Origin of the sequence: Pseudoalteromonas sp. SMS1 (assembly GCF_021530565.1) — a bacterium.
GTDB lineage: Bacteria > Pseudomonadota > Gammaproteobacteria > Enterobacterales > Alteromonadaceae > Pseudoalteromonas.
The window spans coordinates 181,164-206,816 of the sequence record NZ_JAKGBI010000001.1; the positions used below are offsets into that span (position 1 = coordinate 181,164).

A 25,653-nucleotide genomic window follows, 5' to 3' on the forward strand; every position below is an offset into this window, starting at 1 on the left:
ATCATGCTGGTTTGGAATGAGTTAGATAGCCAAGCACGACAAACAGCGCTGACCCGACCTGCGGTAAGTGCAGGTGTAGAGATACAGGCCGCTGTTGAGCGCATTATTGCACAGGTAGAGGCGCGTGGTGATGAAGCGCTACTCGCACTGGCAAGTCAATTTGATGGCAGAGTATCACCTCGCCTACGAGTGCCTAGTATTGAGATTGAGCAAAGTGAGCAAAGCCTTAGCAGTGAATTGAAAAGTGCCATTGATCTAGCATATGACAACATAAAGAAATTTCATGAATTGCAGCTGCCTCAGCCAAAACAACTAGAGACTCAACCAGGCGTATCGTGTGAATTACGATTCCAACCAATTGATGCAGTTGGGATTTATGTACCAGGAGGGAGTGCCCCCCTACCATCTTCAGTTTTGATGCAAGGAGTCTGCGCTCAATTAAGTGGCGCAGGTACTGTTGTTCTAGCGACCCCTGTCAAAGGACGAGAAACAATTCACCCTGCGATTCTGTATGCAGCAAAAAAGTGTGGAATTAACACTATCATCGAAAGCGGCGGTGCAGGCGTCATTGCGGCGATGGCTTTGGGAACAGAGTCGGTACCCAAAGTGAGTAAAGTATTTGGCCCGGGCAACGCTTATGTCACGATGGCGAAACAATGTCTTTCACAATCAGTGCCCGGTTTTGCCATTGATATGCCGGCAGGCCCTTCTGAAGTGTTAGTCATCGCAGATAAAACAGCAAACCCAGCCTTTTCGGCCGCTGACTTATTGTCACAGGCCGAGCATGGTGTTGATTCACAGGTTATCCTTCTGAGCGATGACAAGAGGTTTATCAAAGAAGTCTACGCAGAAATTGACCGCCAACTCCGTATGCTTAGTCGCGCTGATATCGCCAAAAAGGCGATGAAAAATAGTTCACTCATTTTAGTTGACTCTATTGACCAAGCGTTTGAATTATCTTCTGAATATGGTCCGGAACACCTTATTTTACAGTGCAAAGATGCATACTCTAAACTGGACAAAGTCAAAAATGCAGGCTCCGTGTTTGTTGGTGACTATACGCCAGAGTCCGCTGGTGACTATGCCTCTGGCACAAATCACGTACTGCCTACATATGGATATAGCAAAACGTACTCGAGCTTAAATTTAATGGACTTTTTTAGAACCTACACAGTACAAGCAATCACAAAAGCGGGTTTAACGTCATTAAGTAAGGCTATTTTGCCTCTCGCGGAAGCCGAAGGGTTAGATGCGCACGCCAATGCCGTTGCAATCAGATTAGAAGGTGGAAGAAATTGATGTCAGAATCATTGTTACCAAAGAATATTGCAGAGCTAAAAGCATATAGTTCAGCAAAGAGTGAGAAGCTGACTGGAACGACATGGCTTAATGCAAATGAGAGCCCCTATGCTAAAGAGTTTCAACTGAATCTTAACAACCTTAATCGATACCCCGAGCCACAACCTGAAAATGTGATTAAGGCCTATTGTAATTATTCACAACTGAATCCAGAACAAGTGCTGATGACACGTGGCGCCGATGAAGGAATAGAACTTCTTATGCGCACGTATTGCGAATCGGGTAAAGACAGCATCGCCATTTTCACGCCGACTTACGGCATGTATAAGGTTTCGGCTGATACCCAAAATATCGCAATCAATGAACTTGACCAATCACTGCTACTAGATGGTGAAGTTTGTGAAATAACTCAATCTGTCGGCAATGCTAAACTCGTATTTGTTTGCAACCCGAATAACCCAACCGGTAGCCTAACCCCAGTCAGCAAAATTGCAGCGCTGGCGAAGTCACTTGAAGGCAAAGCGATCGTCGTTGTAGATGAAGCGTATATCGAATTTTGCCCCGAGCAAAGCGCAGTGTCTCTGCTTCAAGACTTTGACAATATCGCTGTGCTAAGAACGCTTTCAAAAGCGTTTGCCTTAGCCGGCTTGAGAACGGGTTTTCTATTGGCCAACGCAGACCTTTTGGTTGCGGTAAGAAAAGTCATCGCGCCCTACCCGGTTTCCACAGCTGTTGCACTTATTGCAGAACAGGCACTGAGCTCAGACTCAGTGACTCAAATGCGCCGTCAAGTCGCTATATTAAATGGCAATAAAACGAGACTCAAAACGCTGCTGAGCGAGTCTTCAAAAGTGACGCAAGTACTATCTGGTGAAGGTAACTTTGTGACGTTGCAGTTGCGCAATAAATGTGACATTGACGTAGCTATGCGAACAGGGACCATCATGCGCCCCTTCACTTTATTTGGTGAAGATAATTGGCTGCGTATATCCATCGGTAACGAACAAGAATTAGAGCAAGTCAAACTCTGGCTTGAGCAACCAGAGTAAGTAAGGAAGTAAAATGAGTACGCCGTATCTATTTATAGACCGAGATGGCACCTTAATTGAGGAGCCAGTAACCGATAAACAAGTAGACAGTTTGGAAAAATTAGCGCTACTACCTGATGTAATTCCAGCCATGCTTGCACTGCAAAATGCGGGGTACAAACTTGTCATGGTGTCAAACCAAGATGGGTTAGGCACCGCAAGTTTTCCAGAAGAGGATTTCGCGGCACCACACAATATGATGATGAGCATATTTACCTCGCAAGGCATTAAGTTTGATGAAGTTCTGATCTGTCCACACTTTGATGAGGACAACTGCGATTGTCGAAAACCGAAAACAGGTTTGTTAACAAGCATCATGCGATCTGGAAAAGTAGACTTATCACGCTCTTTTGTTATTGGCGATCGCCAAACTGATCTTGAGCTAGCCAAAAACCTATGTATCGAAGGTATCTTGTACGAACAAAATTGGCCACAAATTGTGACTCAACTCACAACTCAAAACCGTGAAGCCAAGATAGTCAGGAACACGAAAGAAACGCAAATTTCTGTCGCGGCTAATTTGGACCAAAATGCGCTAGGTGAAATAAGTACGGGGCTAGGCTTTTTTGACCACATGTTAGACCAAATCAGAACACACGCGAATATTGGGCTGAATATTGCAGCAAGGGGCGACTTACACATAGATGAGCACCACCTAGTCGAGGATGTTGGGATTGCACTTGGCCAAGTACTTAAGCAAGCATTAGGCACAAAGTCACAAATAGCACGATATGGATTCTCTCTACCGATGGATGAGTGTAAAGCGGAATGTCAGCTAGATTTATCAGGCCGCGCGTCATTTGTCCTCAACGCTGACTTTAGCCGCGACATGGTGGGTGACTTAGATGTACAAATGGTAGAGCACTTTTTTAAATCACTTGCTGATAATGCTCAAATTAGTTTGATTTTGAGTGTGTCAGAGGGTAATTGTCACCACCAAGTAGAAGGGTTATTTAAAGCATTTTCTCGTGCACTTAGAATGGCAATAGCGAAGGATGCAACGCAACAAACGGCGAGCTCTAAGGGGTGTTTATGATAGCAATAATCAATACGGGTTGCGCCAATATAAATTCAGTTAGATTTGCTTTTGAACGACTTGGAGTAACACCGGAGATCATTTCAAACCCTGAACAGCTAAAAGGGTTTGATCGCGCAATACTACCAGGTGTCGGGCACGCCAACGTTGCTATGAAGCGCTTAGTTGATCAAGGCTGGAAAGAGGCGATTGCCCAGTATGAGAAACCTTTGATGGGGATCTGCCTAGGGATGCAATTACTGTGTGACTACAGTGAAGAAGGCCAAATCAATGGCCTTGGAATGATAAATGGACCAGTTACACAGTTGCGTACAGGTGACCTGACGAGCCCTCATATGGGCTGGAATACAATACAAATCGTTGGCCAACACCCTTTAACAAGAAACATAGATCTAAATGACCAAGTGTATTTTGTGCATAGCTTTGCACACGCGGTGAATGAGACAACGCTCGCTCAATGTATTTATGGGCAACCCTTTTCAGCCATTGTTGCGAAGGACAACTATGCAGGAATGCAGTTTCACCCTGAAAAGAGCGCCAAAGTGGGTGCAAAGCTCTTAAATAACTTCATGCAATGGCAAGTTTAAAAAGGACAAAATAATGATTATTCCAGCTTTAGATGTGTTAGATAGCCAAATCGTCCGTTTATATCAAGGCAAATATGATACGGCTCAGTTTTACCCTTTTGACTTGCAAAAGAGATTACATGAATACCAAGATTGTGGAGCGATTAAACTCCACTTAGTCGACCTCGAAGGCGCGCGCGATCCCAGTAAAAAACAGTGGCAGCAAATTCAAAAAGCCACCAGCCAACTCGATACGCCCTACCAGATCGGCGGCGGAATTCGCTCCTACGACGACATTAAACAATGGTTAAAAGCCGGTGCAGGCCAAGTGGTTATCGGTTCATTAGCTGTCGACCAAAAAGAGCAGCTAGCTCAGTGGATAGAAGAGTTTGGTGCAGAACGTTTTGTCATTGCATTGGATGTCAACAAGACAGCCAATGGCTGGTCTGTCGCCACTCACGGCTGGTTGAGTGACTCTAGCGTTTCTTTATTCGAGTTAATCGACTTTTATCTCGCGGTTGGTGTGTATGACTTTTTATGCACAGATATTAGTAAAGATGGCACCATGACAGGCCCCTCCTTTGAATTATACGAGCAAATAGTAGGCCACAACCCAGCCGCTAAAGTACAAGCATCTGGTGGCGTAAGTTCATTAGAAGACATTAAAAAGCTCGTAAAGATTGGCGTCAGCGGCATTATATTGGGCAAGTCATTACTAGATAACGCATTCACAGTTGAGGAGGCCATTGCATGTTATCGAAGCGAATAATCCCCTGTCTGGATGTAAAAGATGGTCAGGTTGTAAAAGGTGTTAAGTTCAAACAGCACGAAGTTGTTGGAGACATCATTGAGCTCGCCAAACTATACAGTGAACACGGCGCGGATGAGTTAGTGTTTTACGAGATTAGCGCCAGTGTAGAAAAACGCCTGCTTGATTTAAATTGGGTGCGGGACATAGCTCGTAATATCGACATTCCCTTTTGTGTGGCCGGAGGCATCAAGTCAGTTGAAGATGCGGCAAAAGTACTGGAACAAGGTGCGGATAAAATTTCAATCAACAGCCCTGCTATTGCGAGGCCAGAATTGATAAAAGAATTACATGACGAATTCGGAAAGCAATGTGTAGTCGTTGGTGTTGATAGCTTTTATGACGAACAAACTGGCGAATACCTTGTCTATCAATTCACTGGCGACCCCAATGCTGCGAGCCAGACACGCTATAAGACTCAAGAGTGGATATCTAAAGTTCAAGCGTTGGGTGCTGGTGAAATCGTCCTCAATTGTATGAATCAAGATGGTGTTCGAAAAGGGTATGATATTAAACAACTAAAAGAAATGCGCGCACTCTGCGATATCCCATTGATCGCATCAGGGGGCGCAGGGAAAGTCGAAGACTTTTCTGAAGTTTTCACTGACGCGAATGTGGATGGCGCGCTTGCTGCGAGTGTATTTCACAAGCAAGTGATACAAATACCAACACTGAAACAATATTTAGCGAACAATAAGGTGGCAACAAGATTATGCAGCTAACTCCATCAAATTTAGACGCCGTTGATTTTGAAAAGGCGCCACTAATCCCTGCGATTGTACAAGATTACGCGACAGGCGTAATTTTAATGCAAGGATTTATGAATAAAGCAGCTTTGGAAACGACGTTTGAAAAAGGCTTAGTGACTTTTTACTCTCGCTCGAAGTCGCGCTTGTGGACCAAAGGAGAGTCATCAAATAACGTGTTGACTCTTGTTGAAGCTCACACAGATTGTGACTACGACAGTATTCTTTTACTTGCTACACCGGCGGGCCCTACTTGCCACTTAGGTACACAAAGTTGTTTTGCCGGCGCTCAACCAGAACTTGCTTTTTTAGGTACACTTGAAAAAGTGATTACTGAGAAAAAGCATGCTGACCCGAGTGAAAGCTACACCGCCTCACTTTTTGCAAAAGATTTAAGCCGAAGCTGTCAAAAAGTGGGGGAAGAAGGTGTTGAGGTCGCACTGGCTGCAATGAAGCACGATAAAGAAGAATTACTTAACGAGTCTGCCGATTTAATTTACCACCTGTTAGTACTTTTACAACGAAGTGGGCTCAGTTTATCGCAAGTTGTCGATACATTGTCCAAAAGGCACCAATAGCCTACCTCATAAGAATTGACCATGGTATGCTTAGGAAAAATTCGATAAGGAAGCTGCCATGGTTTTTCGCCATCTCGTTTGCTCGCTTGGTTTTGTTGCACTGACTGCCTGCAATTCACTCCCAAGTGATGTTCAGAAAAAAGTAGAAAATATGACTGATTGTGAAAAAGTCAATGCACTTATCACTGGTGCAGATGATGGTTTTGCAATTCTCAAAGGGAGTGAGATCAACGGTAAATTAATGAAAAGTTGGCGACCTAAAGCCCACTTGCTTAAAAACAGCTGCCAAATCAACTTATATACTAGCGGGAATACAGCCTACGAATGTAACAAGGCATTTGCAGGTAAAACAGAAGCGTTGGTGAGGTTTGAACAAGTCAATGAACAGCTGAAGAGTTGTTTAAGTGCAGACTGGACAGAAAAACAACACTATGGTGATGACACAAGCCGATCCACATTTACCAGCGAGCACTCTCAAACCAAAGTTGCCGTCAATTTCGGTAGTACATTAGATAAGGGCAAGCCTTGGGCTGTCAGCTTGGAAATTGTTAAGTAGTATGCAAAATCAACCTCCTATATTTTTGATTAATTTGGACCAAAGTACAGATCGCCTAGAAAAAAGTGCAACACGGTTAGCTGAACAAGGCATCACGTTCGAACGAATTTCTGGTGTATATGGGAAAGCTTTGTCAAACGAAGAAATTTCCAAGCATTACAACCACCAAATTAATCAGCAACACTTTTATCGTGCACTCGGTAAAGGTGAAATTGGTTGCTATTTTAGCCACAGGAAAGCATGGCAAACGATAGTAGACAGAAAGCTTAAGTATGCCATTGTGTTAGAAGATGACTTTAGAGTTGTTGGCAATCTAGATAACGTTTTCAAAACGATTGAGTCACTTACACTTGATTGGAAATTAATTAAGCTCGCAGCATACGAGAACCGAGAACGGCCAATTGAATTTACACATGCTCTCAATACCGAATTTGACTTGGTCGTGCATAAAAAAGCGATGACGGGATGTTGTGCACAAGCCATCACATATGAAGGTGCGAAAGCACTTCTGAAAGCTACCGATCAATTTGGCAGGCCAGTAGACACTGATATTCAGCATATTTGGGAAACCAAAGTACCCGTATATTCCATGATGCCATATTATATTGAGCAAGATTTAGAATTTGATAGCGATATTGCAGCAGCCACAGGTAAGACCAAAGTTAAAAAAAGATTTTGGCAAAGGAAAAAGCTGCAATTGTGCGAAAAACTCCTAAATAAGCGACACACACAACAAGTTGTCGAAAACCTAAAAAAAGCACTCGGATAACAGAGTGCTTTTTTGTTGCTCTTAACCGTGCAATATCTCATCACAGAATGACCAAAAACAATTTATTACGCTACTCGTTTTTACAATATGCTCACTAAAGGATAGAAGTGCGTAAGCTGCCGTTAAACCCTACCTGCCCGATACTGCGACTCACACTCTATAATTCGATGATTATCATGAACTTTCTTAATTAGTTGTTTATATGGAAATTTATACTAGAATTCTTGTACGCCTGAGTGCAATTCAACCAATTTTTGACTTTTTTTCAATTATTGTAACTTTATACTTAATTTAGTGTAGTTTTAATGGCATAGTGGCGTCACTAAAGTAGGTATATTACCTTCTATTTTAACAACCTACTGGATATAAAAAGAAACAAGTGCATAAGGGAGAACATAATGTCCATCCAAGTAAACTTTGAATTAACCGATATCGATTTAGAACACTTCCGCTCAATGATGCAAACAGCGATTGAGCGTAGCAGTCACTTGAGCAATGAGGAAATCATTAACAAGGCACGCGAATTGGTTGATCAAATGGAAGGAACAAATGTTCCTGAGTTCGTACGTACTCGAATGATGTCGCTTTCAGCACTTATTGATGCCGTTCAAGACGACGAGTGGCAAATGCCGGAAGATGAGAAAAAAGAAATTATGCTTTCTTTAGCATATTTTGGCGAACCAGAGGATATTGTTCCTGATAATGTGCCGGTACTAGGTTACATTGATGACGCGATTATGATTGAATTAGTGCTACAAGATCTTTCGCTTGATTTAAAAGCTTATAGAGAGTTTTGTGGATTTAGAGCGACTGAAGAAGCAAGGCGTGGCGAGCATGCTAAAGTCAATAGAGAAAGTTGGTTGGCAAGCACGCGAGCGCAAATACGCTCCTCAATGCGTCGCAACCGTTCAAGCTCTAAGGGTTCAAGATTTTTCTCACGTATTATGTAAGAAATGAATGAGCGGCAAATAGCCGCGGAAAAATAGGGGCGCGATCAGCGCCCTTTTTAGTTTTTCGCGTTTGGGTGTGCCACACCAGTCCACGCTTTGTATAGTTTTGCCTGACGCGCCGACGGTGCCCTTACAGCCCTGATCACTTTACTGTTGTTAAAGCCTTTCGCTAAAGTTAGTTCTAAAGACACCAATTTGTGACGGCGAATAAAGTCAATGGTGACGACATCTCCTGGTTCAAATATAGATAAAGTCGTTGCAAGATCTTTTCTAACTTGATGTTTATTAACAGCAACAAGTTTATCCCCCGCGGTTAATCCAGCCTGCCATGCATTTCCACCACGGGCAACATGGGTAAGCTCGAGCAACGCTCCCGCCTGTTTCGCTGACCCTTCAATTTTAGCAACGGGTTTCGTGCCAAGCGGGTAATCATATTCAAGGCCAACTTTTTCAAACAATTTGTCAAAGTTTAAAATTGCAGGTCCATCCACATACGTCGCCCACCAACCAGAATAATCTCTGCCACTGATTTGCTGAAGAATACGCTTCACATCATTAGTATCAAAAGACTTTGGTAGTTTATGCTGTTTGTAGAGTTCTGAATGTACATCGCGATAACTTATTTTTCCGTCACTTTTATCAATTAAGTCAATATCTAAAGCCATTGACACTAATGCACCCTCTAAATAAATGTTAGTACTATAGTTTCTCCCATGATCACCACCTTGATTAATCCACTTGTCAAAACTGGTATGGGCTACTGACTGCACCTCACGCCCTGGGGTCTGCATATGGCGATTCACCGTTCTAGTTAGACCTTGATAAAACTCCTGATTTGTCGTTATGCCTGCACTGAGCAATAAATAATCTTCGAGGTAACTGGTTGACCCTTCAACTAACCACAACAGCTCTGAATAATTAATCGCAACGTAGTCGTATGGTACTAGCCCAGTTGGTCGGTAATTTTTCACATTCCAAGTATGGATAAACTCATGTGCAGCTGTTGAAATAAACCCTAAATAATCATTTCGCGAGGCAAAACGGTCTCGATGCCTTTGAATAATCGTTGAATTCAAATGCTCAGTCGCACCACGGGCACCACTCGTTGCATGCACCATGAAAACGTATCTATCATATGGGTAATTGTGCCAAATAAGGCTGCCTGTCTTTACGAGTTTCTTGAGATCTTTGAGCATTAAGTCAACGTCATAATTACCCTCCCCCCAAATCACAAGTTCGTATGCTCTGCCATCAACCTTAAATTTGTGAAGTTGATTAATACCCGTTTCAATAGGTGAGTCCAATAAGATGTCATAGTTGTCAGCCTTGAAACTATGTTTAGAATCAGCGAACTGCATACCAGATACAGAGCGCCATTGCTCTGGTACGTCTAGTGCTACAGTAACGGGTTCTTGTCGAAAGGAATCGCTATACATGAAAAAACCAGACGCATCAATAAACGCATGTGAATCGTCAATGTGTCTTGAACGCATCGCTAATTCGTTCGCGTACACTTGATAAGATACCTTCACTTGTGTTGGTTTATCAAAATGAATACGCCAGGTATTTTTGTCAACTTTATGCCACTTCAGTGCGTTTCCAACACTGTCATTCGCCTCAAAAAAGCGTACGCCGTTTGCCATATCTAGAATTTCGTACCGCCCTGTCCTCCAATCAGCCAATTGGACGTCTAAGTGCGCTTGCGCTGACTTGGGAAAAGTAATGTCAACATTGCCCAAATGATGTTCAGGCTCGGTAATAGAAAGACGATATTGTACATCCGCCATAGAAAAATGACTGATCATGGCCAATGTTAAAAGTGAGAGTTTTGTTTTCATCGTTATCAAAAATTCATGAGTTTTCTTAAAATTAGCAAAATCAGCGCGGTCGCGACTACAAAAAACGTTGAACCGACACAATAAAAAGCCAGAGTGAAAAATAATTTCTTCCACATTTTTCAGTAATTTGATGTAAACTTGCTAGTGATATAGTTAAAAAAAGATGTTGGACTTTTGTGACTGATAAAACTGCCCTATTGGAAAAAAAACTGTCTCAAGCTATTTCAGCGAGAAAAGCCTTAGAAGAAGCGAAGAAAACCCAAGTTTCTATGCTTTGTGATTTTGCAAGCAAATTGACTTTTGGTTGCAGAGGACAAGACGTAGCCTTGGACAACCAACTCGCGAAATTTAGAAGTGCTTTGTCAAAAGGTGCTGAGCTAGAACAATTAACGCCTGTTATAGAGACTGCAATAGCTCAATTAAAACAACAAGAAAGCATATTTGAATCAAACGAACGGGCGCTGAAAAGCCATATTCAAGGCGCGGGTAAACAATTACAAAAACTCAAAGGGCTACCAGACGATACTAGGCGAAAGCTGCGCTATTTGTTGGACCATGAATTAGGCAACATCAAAGCTAATGTAGATTATGTGCCTTTGTTAGATAAGCTACTGCAGTTTTACATGCAGACCTTACAGGCAAAAGCCGCACCTGAATTTTCGAACACAATGAATAACCCTGAATTGGCCATTGAATTGTTGGCGTTGACCAATGAGCTGGTTTTTGAAGAAGATGTCTCTGAGCAGATTAAACAAATTAAGCATAATTTGTCATCCGATGATTCTGTTGATTCATTGTTGTTAAATTCTGTCAACATCATTCGTATTTTCGCCAAATCAATCGCTCGAGAAAGACAATCAGCGCAAGGCTTTTTAGTTTCTTTAAACCAGACCTTAGAAGAGCTTCATAAATCAATCGTTGAGACGACAAACCAGTCTAAGTCTGTAAACCAAGAGGTTTCAGCACTTAATAAACGCATTGAAGAGAAGATCACTAAGCTAAATGTACAAACGCAAAAAGCAACGTCAATTTCGGAATTAAAACAATTGGTCGACAATGAGCTCAAAGAGTTAAGTAGAGACCTGATCGAGCGCGAAAATATCGAACGCAAAGACAAAGAAACGCTGCTTCAAAGCTTTGACAAAATCAACGACCGTATCAATGTATTAGAATCCAAAGTAACAAATTACAAAAAACGCCTCAATGAGCAAAAATTCAAGAGTCTATTAGACGGCCTGACAAAATTGCCTAATCGCGCAGCATTTGATGATAGATACAACCAAGAATTCCATCTATTTGAAGTCCACAACTCAGATGTAACACTGGTTGTCATTGATGTAGATCATTTCAAATCAATCAACGATAAATACGGCCACAGTGCGGGTGATAAAACACTACAGGTCATCGCTAGGGCGTTAAAGAAATCAATAAGAAAGGCCGATTTCATTGCACGTTACGGCGGTGAAGAATTTGTCTTGTTAATGCCAGGTATGCCGTTGAGCGCAGCCAAAGCGCCGTTAGAGAAAATACGGGCGACAGTGAAGTCTATACCGTTTAAATTTAAAGAAAAAGAAGTGCAAATTACGATTTCCCTTGGAGCCACCCAGTTGAAAGCTGGTGATACAACTTTGACCGCATTTGATCGCGCTGATAACGCCCTTTATGATGCAAAAAACTCTGGTCGAGACAGGCTCTGCTTACGAGAATAAAAAGGAGAAGTGCCTATGCATGTACAGCTAAATCCAACAGGAGTTCTTAATCTTTTATCGCAACTTGAAGTAGATTTGTTGCAACAATCTTCCACTTTTGAACGATATAAATTATTTAGAAATTGCGTTTTGGCAGTACTGAACGTAGGCAGCCATACAGACTCTAGCTATGAAATATACAAAAAGTTTGAAAACTTTGACGTCAAACTTGTAGCCCGAGAAAGAGGCATCAAAATTGAGCTCAGTAACCCGCCTGAATCTGCATTTGTCGACGGCACCATTATAAGTGGTATTCATGAACATATATTCTCTGTGATCAGAGATATTCTCTTTATTTGCCAAAGGCATCAAGAAGAACTAACAGACAATAAAAACATCACCCATATGGTTTTTGACATGCTGAGAAATGCGGGTGCATTGGAAGTTAATACAGACCCAAATATGGTTGTATGTTGGGGCGGCCACTCAATTAATGAGGCTGAATACAAATACACCAAGGAAGTTGGCTACCAGTTAGGTCTCAGAGGCTTAAATATTTGTACAGGATGCGGACCTGGTGCAATGAAAGGTCCTATGAAAGGGGCGACCATTGGTCATGCAAAACAACGGATAACAAGCAATCGCTATCTTGGTTTGACCGAACCAAGTATCATTGCCGCTGAACCACCAAACCCGATTGTTAACGAACTTGTTATTTTACCAGATATAGAAAAACGACTTGAAGCCTTTGTTAGAACAGCGCACGCCATAATCATCTTTCCTGGCGGTGCTGGTACATCTGAAGAGTTGTTATACTTACTGGGTATTTTATTGCACCCAGAAAATGAAAAACAGGTGTTGCCAGTTATTCTTACCGGTCCAGCTTCGAGCGCCGACTATTTTGAAGAAATAGCGAAGTTTGTAGAGAAAACGCTCGGTAAAGAGGCTTTGAACAAATTTGAGATCATTGTTGATGATCCAGAACGCGTTGCAAAAACAATCAAAAATGCAATGCCTGAAGTCAGAGAATATAGGAAATCTGAGGGTGATGCTTACTATTTTAATTGGACACTGAAAATTGAGCCGCCATTTCAACTGCCGTTTGACCCGACCCATGAGAATATGGCTTCACTTGACCTTCATCTTGATCAACCTAAAGAAATTTTGGCAGCAAACTTACGGCGTGCTTTTTCCGGTATCGTAGCTGGCAATGTCAAAGATGTTGGTGTAAAAGCGATTAAAGAAAATGGCCCCTATACATTAAGCGGTGATAAGTCACTTATGAAAGACATGGATAAATTACTGCGCGCATTTGTGTCACAAGGCCGAATGAAACTACCTGGCAGTAAATATACACCGTGTTATAAGATTGAGTCTTGATACTAAGGACTAACGCGACTTTTTATAAAATAAATACAAAGCACTGGCGGGGCGATGCAGTATCTTCGCCCCTCTGGTATACTTGCCCCACTTTATTTTTACCTCCTTATAGTATATGGCACATTTACTTTTGATTGACGCACTTAACTTGATCCGACGCATTTATGCGGTTGACTGTGAGCAATCAGGATTAACAGATGAGCAGATCCTAAAAAGCTGCCAACAGCGTGTGAAAAATGCGACCCGAAAATTGCTTAAGATCACTGAAGCTACCCATGCCATTGCCGTTTTTGACGGGGATAAAAGCTGGCGATATCACCTTTACGCTGACTACAAAGCCAATAGAAAGCCGATGCCAACGGCATTGAAAGACAACCTTGAAAATGTGTCTCGAGGTTTTACAGACAATGGGATTAAATCCTATTTTCCGCAGCAAGACGAAGCGGATGACGTCATTGCGACCTTGGCCTACAAATCTGCTCAGCATAATGTAAAAACAACGATCGTTTCTACAGATAAGGGGTTTCTGCCTTTACTTCAAGAACACATAAAAGTGTATGATTACTTCAAACAACAGCATTTAAGTGAAGAGGATATCACGACAAAGTTCTCTATTTCAAAAGATAAATTACACGACTTTTGGGGATTAATGGGAGATAAAACCAATGATATCCCTGGCGTGAAGGGCATTGGTAAAAAGACCGCTTTGGAAATTTTGGGACAATATGGTTCCGTTGAAAACGCAATTCAAAGCACGGAGCTAAAAGACAATATAAGGAAAAAAATAGAAACCGATATAGACAACTTCGTATTAAGTAAAGCACTCGTTGCACTAAGAACAGATATTGAAATGGGCTTTAAACTCAGTCAGCTACGCTTAGTATAATTACGTTAAACGCAAATAACTTGTTCTAGGAAAGGGCTTGGGCTAGGCTATTTGAGCTGTTCTCAGGTGACGTACATGATTAAAAAAGTTTTACAATATATTTTTCTCGGCTTAGCGGTTTATGCAGGCATCGTCTTTCTTGTCATCAACTTTTATAAAGACGACCCAAGAGCAATGGTTTGGAAAGATAGAGAAGCATTTAACAAGCGCTTTATTAGTAAGCTTAAGCCAAATGCGAAGATGGAGCTTGATACGGTATTAGACAATTTAGGTAGTCCAGACTTAACGTATGTTAAATCTGACAAAGAAGATATTTACCAAATTGTTTTTTATCGAACACAATTAATGAAACCAGATGGGATAACGACGCAAGACGAGTGCACCGGAATGTTATTTAAAAACGGCCAACTTATTTTATGGGGAGCCGGTGCCATTGTCGCGTATGAGAAAGCACTTAATAATGTCACAGACTAATCAAGAGATATCCAAAAAACTATTTGAACTTATTCAAAAAACAGAAATAGTACTCAGGCTATATTACAACAAAAACAAGTGGCCGAGTATTTTTCCAACACTGGCCCAGCTGGCGGAGTTATACCGCGATACATATCAGGTTGCCCCAAACGCACTTCACAGCTATTTATCCTTTTATTTTGATGAGTTTTCCCCCACGACTAACCTAGTCGTAAAAAAGTGTATCCTTGTGTGTATCATGGTGGAAGGCCATGGCTATTCGGCAAAGATCCAACAAGAGCTATTGGTAGCTTGTATCGCAAGCTTTATATGTGCCAAAAATGAAAATGACAAATTGCAAAAAGGGATCGCTCTGACCGAGCAAGGTAAAAAACTGTGGAAGGTCCGGTATCAACTCGCTGTTAAAGTACTCGAGCATGGCGGTTCGGTTAATAAGCAGGCTACACGTATGCTAGCCAGGCTCCAACCGTACTGTGATACTTTGCGAAGTAAAAATGCAACACCTTTATATGATAACACGACGCTCATTGTTGCCATTGCTCAGATTATTGCCTTTGCCATTGCAAAAAGAGGGTGTAAACCGAATACCCTAGGCCTATGTATCAAAAGAATTTATCTCACGAATACTGACGAGTTTGTGCGAGTGTCACTCAATAAATTAATTGAGCAATTTGGTCTTTTACCCGTTGGCGCCTCGACCAATTACGATGGCAACACCGCCGTAATTTTGCTTAAAGGCGAACAGCACGTTTTATGTACATTAGAAGATAACAAGCTCACGCGGTTAATCAAAACTCAAAAGCCTTACCGTTATGAATTTAAGCAAATAATCACTTCTGATAAGCAGTTGCTTTACAAAGTATGGGGTCATATCGAACTGCCTTCAATTCAACCGAACAAGTCAAACTTCGATGATACTTTCGCAGTTATAGATAAGCTAAATAAAGGCAGTTTTGGCAGCTTTAGAGCAATTGAAAAGACCATTGCCCCCTTCCCTTACATTGAAGAAGCGTTAACTCAAGCCGCTAAGCTTTATAATCGAGAAGCGCAAAAAGGCGCGAATATTCGCCATAGCCTTACAATGGTTGGCTTGGACACGGCCAGCTTACTGTGTCAGCGGGTATTAATTGAACAAGTTATCTCGCAACTACGCCACCCATTTGCACAGGATGTTTGGCACAAGTATCAGCTAATTTCATTAATTTTAGCGACACTAATAAAAAAAGCATATGGCGAGGAGTTTGAAAGTATTCTATCACCAATCAGTGCCGTCGTTGCATTCATGCTAAAGCATCATGATATTGATATTAAACGATTTACATATACCGATGAGCAATTAGATGACGCCAAGCCATATTCTTTGTCACGACTATTTGGATTTCAATCATTCAATGAACACAAATTACACACGTATTTTGATGCGCATTTCGGTGACAGCCCAGCACATCAAGCTTTTCAAAATTCTGAACAAGAAAAGCATAACCATTTGAGCGAAGATGCGAACACCTTTGTCGCAGTCAAAGTACTCTCTATGTTATGGAGTAGCGCGACATTCGAGCCTACAGCATGGCAAAAAAGCGTATTAGAAAATCAAGCCATCAAATTTGGCTGGAAAAATATCGATGAACTACATAGCGCACTCTTAGCACTGTCTCTACACAATATGATTGAATAATATTTATTCTATAAATAGAGGATATAACAAACATAAGTTGTATTTATGCCGTTTTATCATTCCTTACTGGAATAAGTATGAATAAATTGCTATAAAACGCGCTTAATTTTTCAAGCGACAACACACTTTTTATTTCATTGACTACAATAAAGTGGTCCCACCATTAAGTGTGTACAATTTATTTTGATAAAGGAAAACTAAATGGCTAAGCAAACAGTTACTGTTATTCGAGGCGACGGTATTGGTCCAAGCATTATTGATTCAGCAATTGAAATCTTAAATGCGGCTGGTTGTGACTTTGAATACGAATACGTAGATGCAGGTCTTGCAGCCTTAGAAAAAACAGGTGAGCTACTTCCACCAGCGACCCTTGAAGCAATTGAGCGCAACAAGCTTACGCTTAAAGGTCCTTTGACTACGCCTGTTGGTGAAGGTTTTACTTCAATCAACGTAACGCTTAGAAAGCAGTTTGGTCTATACGCAAACGTACGCCCTGTAAAGTCTTTCGAAGGGACGCAGGCACGCTACGATGACATTGATATCATCACTGTTCGAGAAAATACACAGGGTATGTACTCTGGTCTTGGTCAGGTTACTTCTGAAGACGGTACAGAAGCTGAAGCAATGTCAAAGATTACACGCGAAGGTGCTGAAAAAATCGTTACTTTTGCATATGAACTTGCACAACGTGAAGGTCGTAAAAAAGTAACTGCCGTACACAAAGCGAATATCCTTAAGTCAACGTCAGGCTTATTCCTGAAAGTGGCGCGCGAAGTGGGCGAGCGTTTCCCAGATATTGAATCTGCAGAAATGATTGTAGATGCAACATGTATGAAGCTAGTTATGAACCCTGACGAGTTTGATGTAGTTGTTACAACAAACTTATTCGGCGACATCATCTCTGACCTTTGTGCAGGCCTAGTGGGTGGTTTAGGTATGGCACCAGGTGCAAATATTGGTGAAAACGCCGCAATCTTTGAAGCAGTACATGGTAGTGCGCCTGATATTGCTGGAAAAAACCTAGCAAACCCAACTTCTGTTATTCTAGCGTCAATCCAAATGCTTGAGTATCTAGATATGGGTGAAACTGCTGAGCGTATCCGCAGTGCAGTTGCTGATGTTATTAAGTCTGGCGACCGCACAACGCGTGACCTTGGTGGTAACCACGGTACAACAGACTTCACTCAAGCTGTCATTGAACGCCTTTAATTAGTGCTTAGCGAATAGCCCTTTTAGCTATTCGCTCCTCTCCCACTCACTACACCCTCTACACCCTCTACACTCACTACACCCTCTACACTCATACACTCATACACTCAACCCACCTTTTTCGAACCTCTCTGTTTATATAAAATTTAAAGACTTAGTCCTTTTTAATTGCAAAAATCACACCTTTTACGGAGGTGCGTTTATGCAGCTCTGCTTATTTTTAAAAAATGAAATACTACATTTCAAATTTATCAACGGAAATAATAGATATATTATGCAGATCCACCTCCAGAATCCTTGACAGAAAGCCCAATTGGCCTTTAAATGAACTGGTGTTTAGATTATTTAAGTAGATATAGAAATGACGTTTAACAAACTCGTACAGTTAGTCCTCGTGGTGGTCTTGGTTAAAAGTCCATAGGGGCCTGTGTGAGTGAACGCTTTCATCGACCCCGCCATTTGCGGGGTTTTTTTATGCCAAGAATTTATTTGACTGAGGAATGAGGTAATGAATGAGCAATATAATGGCTCCGAACTAGTTGTAAAGGCGCTAAAAAATTTGGATGTACAATTCATATTCGGTTACCCCGGAGGTTCAGTACTCGACCTTTATGATGCGCTATTTGAACAATCCGATATTGAACATGTACTGGTTCGACACGAGCAAGCTGCAACGCATATGGCCGATGGCTACGCACGGGCAACTGGTAAGACAGGCGTAGTGTTAGCTACATCGGGGCCTGGTGCAACAAACTGTATTACGGGTATAGCGACGGCTTACATGGACTCAATCCCCATGGTTGTATTGTCGGGCCAAGTTCCTTCAAACCTAATAGGTGATGACGCATTCCAAGAAACTGACATTGTGGGTTGTTCTAGGCCTATTGTGAAGCATAGTTTTAATTGCAGAAACGCTGAAGAAATTCCTACAATATTAGCCAAGGCGTTTTATTTGGCGGCATCAGGACGCCCAGGTCCAGTCGTGGTTGAATTACCAAAAGATGTATTAAACCCTCAACTCAAGTTTAAATATGATATGCCCAAACAACTTGAGATGCGGACTTACAATCCAAACACCAAAGGCCATTCAAAGCAGATTAAAAAGGCGGTGGAAGCCATTCTTCGCGCCAAAAAACTCGTCATTTATTCAGGTGGTGGGGTTATCCTTTCGAACACCTCTCAAAAGCTAACGGAACTCGTAGAGAAACTTAATGCCCCCATCACAAACACCCTGATGGGTCTAGGTGGTATCAGCGGTAACCACCCTAACTTTATCGGTATGCTTGGTATGCATGGTTCTCTAGAAGCAAACAAAGCAATGGCGAATGCAGACGTAATATTGGCACTAGGTGCGAGATTTGATGATCGTGTTACCAATAATGTCAGCAAGTTTTGCCCTAACGCAAAAATTGTGCATGTTGACGTTGATCCAACCTCTATATCCAAAACTATACAAGCGCATATACCTGTTGTTGGATGCTTAGACACCGTAATTGATCAAATATTAGAAAGTATTAACAACAGCAGTATAGGCATAGACCGAGGTGCTCAAGAAGCGTGGTGGAATAACATTACATCTTGGAGAGCGCAAAATTGCCTGAACTTCGACACAGAAACAGACAAATTGAAGCCACAAACCGTTATTCAAAGGCTCTACGATATAACGAATGGTGACGCCTACGTAACTTCTGATGTCGGGCAGCATCAAATGTTTGCCGCACAGTATTATCCGTTTAAAAAGCCAAGACAATGGATAAACTCGGGAGGACTCGGCACGATGGGATTTGGCCTCCCAGCAGCCATGGGAGTCAAAGTTGCGTTCCCTGATAATGAGGTTGTTTGCGTTACTGGCGACGGCTCAATTCAAATGAATATTCAAGAACTTTCTACGTGTCTTCAATATGGATTAAATGTAAAAGTCGTTTCTTTAAACAATCGCTCTTTAGGCATGGTTAGGCAATGGCAAGACATGCTTTACGATGGACGACACTCAAGTTCTTATATGGAATCCCTACCTGATTTTGTTGCCTTAGCAGAAAGCTATGGTCATGTTGGGATCCGTGTAGACCACCCTGATGAGTTAGATAAAGCTTTAGAACACGCTTTTTCTATCAACGATCGATTGGTCTTTCTAGATATTAGAGTAGATGAAAAAGAACATGTATATCCAATGCAAATCAAACATGGTGCTATCGATGAAATGTGGTTGAAGAAGGGAGTAAAAGCATAATGAAACGTATCTTAGCAATCTTGTTAGAAAATGAACCGGGCTCATTGTCGAGAATTGTAGGGTTATTTTCACAACGTGCATATAACATCGACAGCTTAACTGTAGGTACTACAGATGACAAGACACTCTCACGTATCACGATTACGACTCATGGAGATGATCGCGTTGTGGAACAAATTACTAAACAAGTGAATAAACTTGTAGATGTATTAAAAGTTCTAGACCTCACGGAAGTGAGTCATGTAGAACGTGAACTTTTAATGGTGAAAGTCTATGCTCGCAATGAAACCACGAGAGCTGCAATCACCCGCGTAAGTGACGTATTTGGTGGCACCATCATAGATATGGGGAAACAAAGCTACACCATTCAAATGAGCAGTAGCAGTGATAAAATTGAAAATTTCTTAAAGATGCTGTGTCACGAAAGTGATCTTATTGAAGTCGTTCGTTCTGGTTCAGTTGGTATTGGGCGTGGAGATAAAGCGCTCAGAAACTAAAAACAAAAAAGAGAGGTATTAGCTCTCTTTTATTTTCATACCTTTAGCGCCACACTCACATGTGGCGTTATAGTATTACCTAATTATAGGTTTACCTGATCTTTAAGGCCTTTACCAGCTTTAAACGTTGGGATATTCGCTGCTGGAATTTGGATCTCATCACCTGTTTGAGGGTTACGACCTGTGCGTGCAGCACGCTCTTTTACAGAGAAAGTACCAAAACCAACTAGTGCTACTGAGTCACCATCTTTTAGAGCTTCAGTTACAGCACTAGTTAAAGCATCTAATGCACGGCCAGCTGCCGTTTTAGAGATATCAGCGTCGTTCGCTATCTTTTCAACTAGTTGAGCTTTGTTCATTATAAAATTCCTATATTTTTATTTTCTGCCGGAGCGAATTCTATGTTTATCCATTTTTGCCCTTAGTGCAAGTGCAAATTCGCTTATAAGCTAATTATTTCGCACTGTTTGCCCTTATATTGCGCGCATTTAGCTTTATTAGGTACGCACAAACTCAGATGTACCTATTTCGCGCTTGATTTTGGGGTGCTTGTCAAGCATCCTCAAAACTTCAAACCCACAAAACCAAAGCAACCCATACGCACTCCAGAACAACCATAAAGGCTCAATAGTCTCGAGTAAACCAGCTTGCTGTCCTGCGTAATAACTGCCCGGTGCTCCTATCCATACTAAAATGGAGCGTATAGGCAAGGAAAGACTAAACAGCTTAGCGAGTGACACTCTAAAACTAAATAAGAGTGCTGCCCACAAGAACACCAACCAAGTTGGTATCCAATCGCCGCTGTATCGAATTAGCCCTAACCCACTTGCTAACGATTCTACCGTGAGCCCAACCACAAGCCCGAACAACACAAACGTACAATCACGCTTTTTATCTAGACTCATAAAAACCATACAACCGATCGAAAGAGCCACCACTGGTATTGCGTTTTCATGCAAAAAGAATACGGCGAACCACGCTGTTTGGAACAAAATAAAGTTAATAATTACAGAATGTTTTCTCATCATCACTTATATACCTTGGCTTTCTGGCGACAAGGTGGACCGCACTTGTGGCTCTTTGTTTGAATCCACCTTCACAGTAGCACAGATAAAATTCCCATAGACGGTAGAAGCGCTGATCAAACTTTTGGTTGTTTATTGAAGGCCATGCCTCATTAAAACGTTCCCGCCAATCAAATAACGTTTTTGCGTAATGCAACCCGATATCTTTAATCGAATGCACCACCATGTCTGTATTGCTGCATATTTGCTTACTCATTTCGGTGATAGAAGGTAAGCATCCACCAGGAAAGATATACTGCTGGATAAAATCAGAATTCTTCAAATAATGTTGATATCGTTGACATGCAATGGTGATTGCTTGGATTAACATGACACCGTCAGGCTTAAGCAAGGTACTACATTTTTCAAAAAAACCACTCAAGTAATCATGACCTACAGCCTCAATCATTTCGATTGATACGAGTTTATCGAAACGACCACTCAGTTCTCTGTAATCGTCTTTCAGCAACGTGATTTGGTCTTCAAGGCCTAATTCAGTTACCTTCTCTTTTACGTAAGCATGCTGCTCTTCTGAAATCGTCGTAGTAGTGACATGACAGCCATAATTCTGAGCGGCATAAATTGCAAAAGCGCCCCAGCCAGTGCCGATCTCTATGACATGGTCAGTTTCTTTGAGGTCAACTTGCTCGCATATCTCTTTTAGTTTGTGACTCTGTGCTTCTTCTAATGTCGCATCGTTAGTTGGATATACTGCACTCGAATACAGCATTTCTTCGCTTAAAAATGCACTGTATAAATCGTTACCTAAGTCATAGTGCGCAACAATATTTTTTTTGGAGCCAGCTTTTGTATTACGATTTTTAAAATGTGTTAGTTTGTTCGCAAACCCAGACAACAGAGCGAATTTCTTCTCGAACTCGTCAAGAACATTTTGATTGACAACGAAGATCTCGATTAATTTTGTCAGATCAGAACACTCCCAGTACCCAAGAATGTATGATTCGCCTGCCCCTACACTGCCGCCTAATGCAAATTTTGAATACATCTGTTGCGATAATACATTGATAGTGACTGCGTGCTCTGTATTTTGTGTGCCGAAATCGTAGTGTTGGTCCCCATCGATCAATGTGATGTGGCCCCAACTAATTTGTTCAAGCGCAGCCATCACAAGTTTCTTACACACCTTGCTCGTCCAACTTTCGCTTATCTCACTGTACTGTTGCGTCGTTTTTTCCATCTTACAAACTTCCGGGATGACTAATAAAGGGAACCTTTTTGATAAACAGCTTTAACGCCTGCCAATAAATACCTTTGAGTATCGTAAACGTCATCGCCGGAAACCGCCTTAACAGTTTTGACACAGCATGATGCTCTAACGCTACTCTGTGCAACCTCAAAGTTGCATCAAAAAGAAGTTCTCGTTGTTTCTTATTTTCGATATGGACAAACGCATGTTGCCCTGGCGCTTTTATATGCCAATGATATTCCATATCTAAATTCATAAAAGGTGATACGTGGAAGGTCTTTTGAAAGTTCACTTTCTTCCCTAATGGAACGAGATAATAATGTCTCTCATTCCACGGTGTGTTACTCACCTCTGCAATCATATGTGTGTAATTACCATCACCTTCGGAAAAAAAGTAAAAGTTAACTGGACTAAAATAATAGCCCAAACATCTGCACTGCCCCATCAACAAAACGTGACTGCCTTGTGCATCTCTGCCAAGCTCTTTACTCTTGTCAAGCGCCCTTTGCTTTAGACAGCGCCCCTCACCTTGCAAGTAATCGTCTTCACAAAACTTCAGAAACTTTCGACCTTTTGTACCAAACATCGGATGAATGCCGTCTAAATCGTCGAGTTCATCGAGGTCAATACACATCATATACATAGGATATTTAAAATGATGAGAGGAAACAGAGAAGCGTCTGTGTCTTACATCCCCCACATATATGGCACTTCTCAAAATTCTACTCCCAACTTTTTAGCGACATCCACTGCGCTTCTCACGCCATCTTCGTGAAATCCGTTAAACCAGTAGGCGCCGCAAAAGTAGGTTCTATTTACACCATCGACCTCGTTTTTACGCTTTTGAGCTTGGATACTTTGCGTGTTAAAAACAGGGTGAAAATACTCAAACTTTTGAATAATCTTACTAGCAGAAATTTGTTCATCGTTATTTAATGTGACGCAAAACTGCTGGCTGGATTGCAGTTTCTGCAAAATATTCATTTGGTAGGTAACTGTCGCGGGTCTTGATTGTGCTTCATCAAGCAAGTAATTCCAACTTGCCCAAGCAGTTCTTCTTTTTGGCAACACGCTGGTATCCGTATGCAGTACCACACTGTTTGGCGTGTACTCAATTGCACCTAGTACCGCCTTCTCGGTCTGCGTTGCGTCTCCGAGAAGCGCCAAAGCTTGATCTGAGTGACAAGCGAACACCACTTCGTCAAAACGCTCAACCGAACCATTTTCGAACACGATCTCTGCACACTCATTATCACGATTCACATTTTTAATTTTGGCGTTCAGCTTAATTTTGTCATGATAAGACTGTGTCAAAGGGGTAATATATTGCTTGGAGCCACCAGGTATAACGTACCACTGTGGTCTACCCGCAACGTCCAACAACCCATGGTTGTAGAAGAAACGGATGAAGAACTGTATTTCGAAATCAAGCATTCCTTTCAAACTCGTCGACCAGATCGCAGCTCCCATGGGTAAGATATAGTGGCGCTTAAAAAAATCATCAAACCCGTGAGCATCTAAAAAGTCACCAAGGTTTTTATGCGCCGAATAATCACCACTGTGATACAACGCTTTGGCGATACGATTGAACCTAACAATATTGTATAGAAAGCGCCAAAACTTCAGAGAAAAGATATTACGTTTCTGTGCAAATAATGATGCAAATGTATGGCCGTTATATTCAAAGTCTCGAGCAGCCGTTTTGACACTGAAACTCATTTGAGTCGGGTTTCGACCAACCCCTATTTCGTCGAGCAACTTCTCAAAAAGCGGGTATGTCCTATCATTGAAAACAATGAACCCCGTATCGACAGCAATGCGCCCCTCTGGTGCATCAACATCAATTGTCGCAGTGTGACCACCGAGCCTGTCATCCTTTTCAAAAAGCGTAATATCATGTTTTTTGTTAAGTAAATAAGCAGCCGTCATACCAGAAATGCCAGAGCCAATTATCGCTATTTTTTTCAACGTTTTATCCTTTTTGCTAGCGGCTGCCATAAACTAAATGGTAGTAATGCAAACAGCTTGAGTAATAGAGTGAAGCGTTTCGGAAAGTGTATTTCTCGTTTTCGGTTTTCAACACCTATGAATATTGCTTCGCATGCGTTTTCCACCGAAACTAAAAACGGCATTGGAAAATCATTTTTATCTGTCAGTGGGGTTTCTACAAACCCAGGATGGACAAGCGTCACATCTATATGTTCCAGCTCAACTTGCATTACGCGCGTTAAATAGCTTAATGCCGCCTTAGATGCCCCGTAAGCTTGCGCCCGAGGCAGCGGCAAAAAGCTCGCGCTAGAACTGACAATAACGAGCTGACCGCCCGGTTTAATTTTTGGTATCAATGCTTCTAGGCAATAGCCGGTAGCAATCACATTTGCGTGTATGATGCGCTCAAACAGCGAAGCATCGAAATTGGTTGCGTCGTCGATGTACTCACAGACGCCTGCATTTAGAATCACAATATCTACACTGTCCAAATCTTCAAAGGCATCAAAAACGTGTTGCTTTTCAGTCATGTCAAAGCGCAGAGTCTCCACATTTTTTGATTCGAGATCGACGAGCTTCTCTTGGTTACGCCCACAGGCAATGACTTTGTGACAAGTCGAATACCGTTTAACTAATCCCTCACCAATGCCAGATGTAGCCCCAGTGATAATGACTTTCTTAAGACCATCGCTACTCATGATGTTGCTCGCTTTTCAATGGTTTTTATTACATTGCCAAGAAGCGGAATATTTCGATAGAGCAAGGCTCCAACATCAAAATAATCTCTGTGATTTACGACCTTCGAGCCTTTAAAAGTCAACTTGCTATGTCCTGCGACCGTGATAATTTTTTTTCCATTTAATCGACTGTGGGAAAATTTCATGTCCCAATAAAGAAACCCCATATTGTCGATGACGAACTGCTCTTTTATCTCGAACGAAATTGAGTTCACATTCGCATACATGTTTTCAAAATATTTTGTTAACTCATCTAACCCCTCAACTTCATGGAGCGGGTCAATGAAAACAATATTCTCGTCATATATATTTTTCAGTAAACTTAGGTTTCTATCCGATAATTTATTATATATATCAACAAAGTTTATAAGGTGCTGTTCCAT

At 41.7% G+C, this 25,653-nt stretch carries 26 protein-coding genes; 18 read left to right on the forward strand and 8 right to left on the reverse strand.

From position 1 onward, the window contains the following. Positions 1-3 precede the first annotated feature (3 nt). The 10 genes from hisD to L1286_RS00790 all read left to right on the forward strand — a co-directional run bounded on the left by hisD (position 4) and on the right by L1286_RS00790 (position 8,396). The gene (gene hisD / locus L1286_RS00745; protein WP_235404977.1) at positions 4-1,299 is read left to right on the forward strand and encodes a histidinol dehydrogenase; all 1,296 of its coding nucleotides are present in this window, start codon (positions 4-6) and stop codon (positions 1,297-1,299) included. Next, positions 1,299-2,348, forward strand: a complete 1,050-nt coding sequence (gene hisC / locus L1286_RS00750; protein ID WP_235404978.1) for a histidinol-phosphate transaminase — start codon at positions 1,299-1,301, stop codon at positions 2,346-2,348. Before hisD ends, hisC begins: the two co-directional genes overlap by 1 nt. A 13-nt stretch (positions 2,349-2,361) precedes the next feature. After that, positions 2,362-3,423: a bifunctional histidinol-phosphatase/imidazoleglycerol-phosphate dehydratase HisB gene (gene hisB / locus L1286_RS00755; protein WP_235404979.1), complete on the forward strand. Its 1,062-nt coding sequence runs from the start codon at positions 2,362-2,364 to the stop codon at positions 3,421-3,423. Then, on the forward strand, positions 3,420-4,010 hold the full coding sequence (hisH, locus tag L1286_RS00760) for an imidazole glycerol phosphate synthase subunit HisH (protein ID WP_235404980.1): 591 nt from the start codon (positions 3,420-3,422) through the stop codon (positions 4,008-4,010). The genes hisB and hisH overlap by 4 nt, the downstream gene beginning before the upstream one ends. A 13-nt stretch (positions 4,011-4,023) precedes the next feature. Next, positions 4,024-4,758 carry a 1-(5-phosphoribosyl)-5-[(5-phosphoribosylamino)methylideneamino]imidazole-4-carboxamide isomerase gene (gene hisA / locus L1286_RS00765; protein ID WP_235404981.1) on the forward strand — a complete coding sequence of 245 codons (735 nt, stop codon included), beginning with the start codon at positions 4,024-4,026 and terminating at the stop codon, positions 4,756-4,758. Beyond that, the gene (gene hisF / locus L1286_RS00770) at positions 4,740-5,519 is read left to right on the forward strand and encodes an imidazole glycerol phosphate synthase subunit HisF (RefSeq protein WP_235404982.1); all 780 of its coding nucleotides are present in this window, start codon (positions 4,740-4,742) and stop codon (positions 5,517-5,519) included. Before hisA ends, hisF begins: the two co-directional genes overlap by 19 nt. After that, entirely contained in the window at positions 5,510-6,121 is a 612-nt protein-coding gene (gene hisIE, locus L1286_RS00775; RefSeq protein WP_235404983.1) for a bifunctional phosphoribosyl-AMP cyclohydrolase/phosphoribosyl-ATP diphosphatase HisIE, read from the forward strand. Before hisF ends, hisIE begins: the two co-directional genes overlap by 10 nt. Positions 6,122-6,179: 58 nt before the next feature. Next, positions 6,180-6,677: a hypothetical protein gene (locus tag L1286_RS00780; RefSeq protein ID WP_235404984.1), complete on the forward strand. Its 498-nt coding sequence runs from the start codon at positions 6,180-6,182 to the stop codon at positions 6,675-6,677. Position 6,678: 1 nt separating this feature from the next. Next, positions 6,679-7,446 carry a glycosyltransferase family 25 protein gene (locus tag L1286_RS00785; RefSeq protein ID WP_235404985.1) on the forward strand — a complete coding sequence of 256 codons (768 nt, stop codon included), beginning with the start codon at positions 6,679-6,681 and terminating at the stop codon, positions 7,444-7,446. Between the two features lie 398 nt (positions 7,447-7,844). After that, positions 7,845-8,396 carry a YkvA family protein gene (locus tag L1286_RS00790; RefSeq protein WP_235404986.1) on the forward strand — a complete coding sequence of 184 codons (552 nt, stop codon included), beginning with the start codon at positions 7,845-7,847 and terminating at the stop codon, positions 8,394-8,396. 56 nt (positions 8,397-8,452) lie between these two features. Here the strand turns inward: L1286_RS00790 and L1286_RS00795 are convergent, their stop codons facing one another. Next, positions 8,453-10,234 carry a M61 family metallopeptidase gene (locus tag L1286_RS00795; RefSeq protein ID WP_235404987.1) on the reverse strand — a complete coding sequence of 594 codons (1,782 nt, stop codon included), beginning with the start codon at positions 10,232-10,234 and terminating at the stop codon, positions 8,453-8,455. Between the two features lie 176 nt (positions 10,235-10,410). Between L1286_RS00795 and L1286_RS00800 the strand changes: the two genes are divergently transcribed. From L1286_RS00800 to ilvN, 8 genes are all read left to right on the forward strand, one after another. Continuing rightward, a complete protein-coding gene (locus tag L1286_RS00800) occupies positions 10,411-11,943 on the forward strand; it encodes a diguanylate cyclase (RefSeq protein WP_235404988.1) in 1,533 nt (510 codons plus the stop codon). Between the two features lie 15 nt (positions 11,944-11,958). Beyond that, positions 11,959-13,302, forward strand: a complete 1,344-nt coding sequence (gene ppnN, locus L1286_RS00805; RefSeq protein WP_235404989.1) for a nucleotide 5'-monophosphate nucleosidase PpnN — start codon at positions 11,959-11,961, stop codon at positions 13,300-13,302. Positions 13,303-13,417: 115 nt separating this feature from the next. Beyond that, positions 13,418-14,188 (forward strand): flap endonuclease Xni, encoded by a 771-nt coding sequence (gene xni, locus L1286_RS00810; protein WP_235404990.1) that lies wholly within the window; start codon positions 13,418-13,420, stop codon positions 14,186-14,188. A gap of 75 nt (positions 14,189-14,263) precedes the next feature. Beyond that, positions 14,264-14,662, forward strand: a complete 399-nt coding sequence (locus L1286_RS00815; protein WP_235404991.1) for a DUF3192 domain-containing protein — start codon at positions 14,264-14,266, stop codon at positions 14,660-14,662. Beyond that, the gene (locus L1286_RS00820) at positions 14,649-16,337 is read left to right on the forward strand and encodes a hypothetical protein (RefSeq protein ID WP_235404992.1); all 1,689 of its coding nucleotides are present in this window, start codon (positions 14,649-14,651) and stop codon (positions 16,335-16,337) included. The genes L1286_RS00815 and L1286_RS00820 overlap by 14 nt, the downstream gene beginning before the upstream one ends. 201 nt (positions 16,338-16,538) lie before the next feature. Next, entirely contained in the window at positions 16,539-17,546 is a 1,008-nt protein-coding gene (locus tag L1286_RS00825) for an isocitrate dehydrogenase (RefSeq protein WP_065790213.1), read from the forward strand. A 508-nt stretch (positions 17,547-18,054) separates the two neighbouring features. Beyond that, a complete protein-coding gene (locus L1286_RS00830) occupies positions 18,055-19,776 on the forward strand; it encodes an acetolactate synthase 3 large subunit (RefSeq protein WP_235404993.1) in 1,722 nt (573 codons plus the stop codon). Then, a complete protein-coding gene (ilvN, locus tag L1286_RS00835) occupies positions 19,776-20,273 on the forward strand; it encodes an acetolactate synthase small subunit (RefSeq protein ID WP_235404994.1) in 498 nt (165 codons plus the stop codon). The genes L1286_RS00830 and ilvN overlap by 1 nt, the downstream gene beginning before the upstream one ends. Positions 20,274-20,356: 83 nt before the next feature. Here the strand turns inward: ilvN and hupB are convergent, their stop codons facing one another. The 7 genes from hupB to L1286_RS00870 all read right to left on the reverse strand — a co-directional run bounded on the left by hupB (position 20,357) and on the right by L1286_RS00870 (position 25,653). Continuing rightward, positions 20,357-20,632, reverse strand: coding sequence for a nucleoid-associated protein HU-beta (gene hupB, locus L1286_RS00840; protein ID WP_065790216.1), 276 nt, complete (start codon positions 20,630-20,632; stop codon positions 20,357-20,359). Between the two features lie 138 nt (positions 20,633-20,770). After that, on the reverse strand, positions 20,771-21,301 hold the full coding sequence (locus L1286_RS00845) for a DUF2878 domain-containing protein (RefSeq protein WP_235404995.1): 531 nt from the start codon (positions 21,299-21,301) through the stop codon (positions 20,771-20,773). Next, positions 21,273-22,535, reverse strand: a complete 1,263-nt coding sequence (locus L1286_RS00850; protein ID WP_235404996.1) for an SAM-dependent methyltransferase — start codon at positions 22,533-22,535, stop codon at positions 21,273-21,275. The genes L1286_RS00845 and L1286_RS00850 overlap by 29 nt, the downstream gene beginning before the upstream one ends. Before the next feature lies 1 nt (position 22,536). Next, positions 22,537-23,262, reverse strand: a complete 726-nt coding sequence (locus L1286_RS00855; protein ID WP_235404997.1) for a DUF1365 domain-containing protein — start codon at positions 23,260-23,262, stop codon at positions 22,537-22,539. Further along, complete coding sequence (locus tag L1286_RS00860) at positions 23,259-24,512, reverse strand: NAD(P)/FAD-dependent oxidoreductase (protein WP_235404998.1); 1,254 nt, start codon at positions 24,510-24,512, stop codon at positions 23,259-23,261. Before L1286_RS00860 ends, L1286_RS00855 begins: the two co-directional genes overlap by 4 nt. Beyond that, positions 24,509-25,231, reverse strand: a complete 723-nt coding sequence (locus L1286_RS00865) for an SDR family NAD(P)-dependent oxidoreductase (RefSeq protein ID WP_235404999.1) — start codon at positions 25,229-25,231, stop codon at positions 24,509-24,511. The genes L1286_RS00860 and L1286_RS00865 overlap by 4 nt, the downstream gene beginning before the upstream one ends. Then, on the reverse strand, positions 25,228-25,653 hold the full coding sequence (locus tag L1286_RS00870) for a nuclear transport factor 2 family protein (RefSeq protein WP_235405000.1): 426 nt from the start codon (positions 25,651-25,653) through the stop codon (positions 25,228-25,230). Before L1286_RS00870 ends, L1286_RS00865 begins: the two co-directional genes overlap by 4 nt.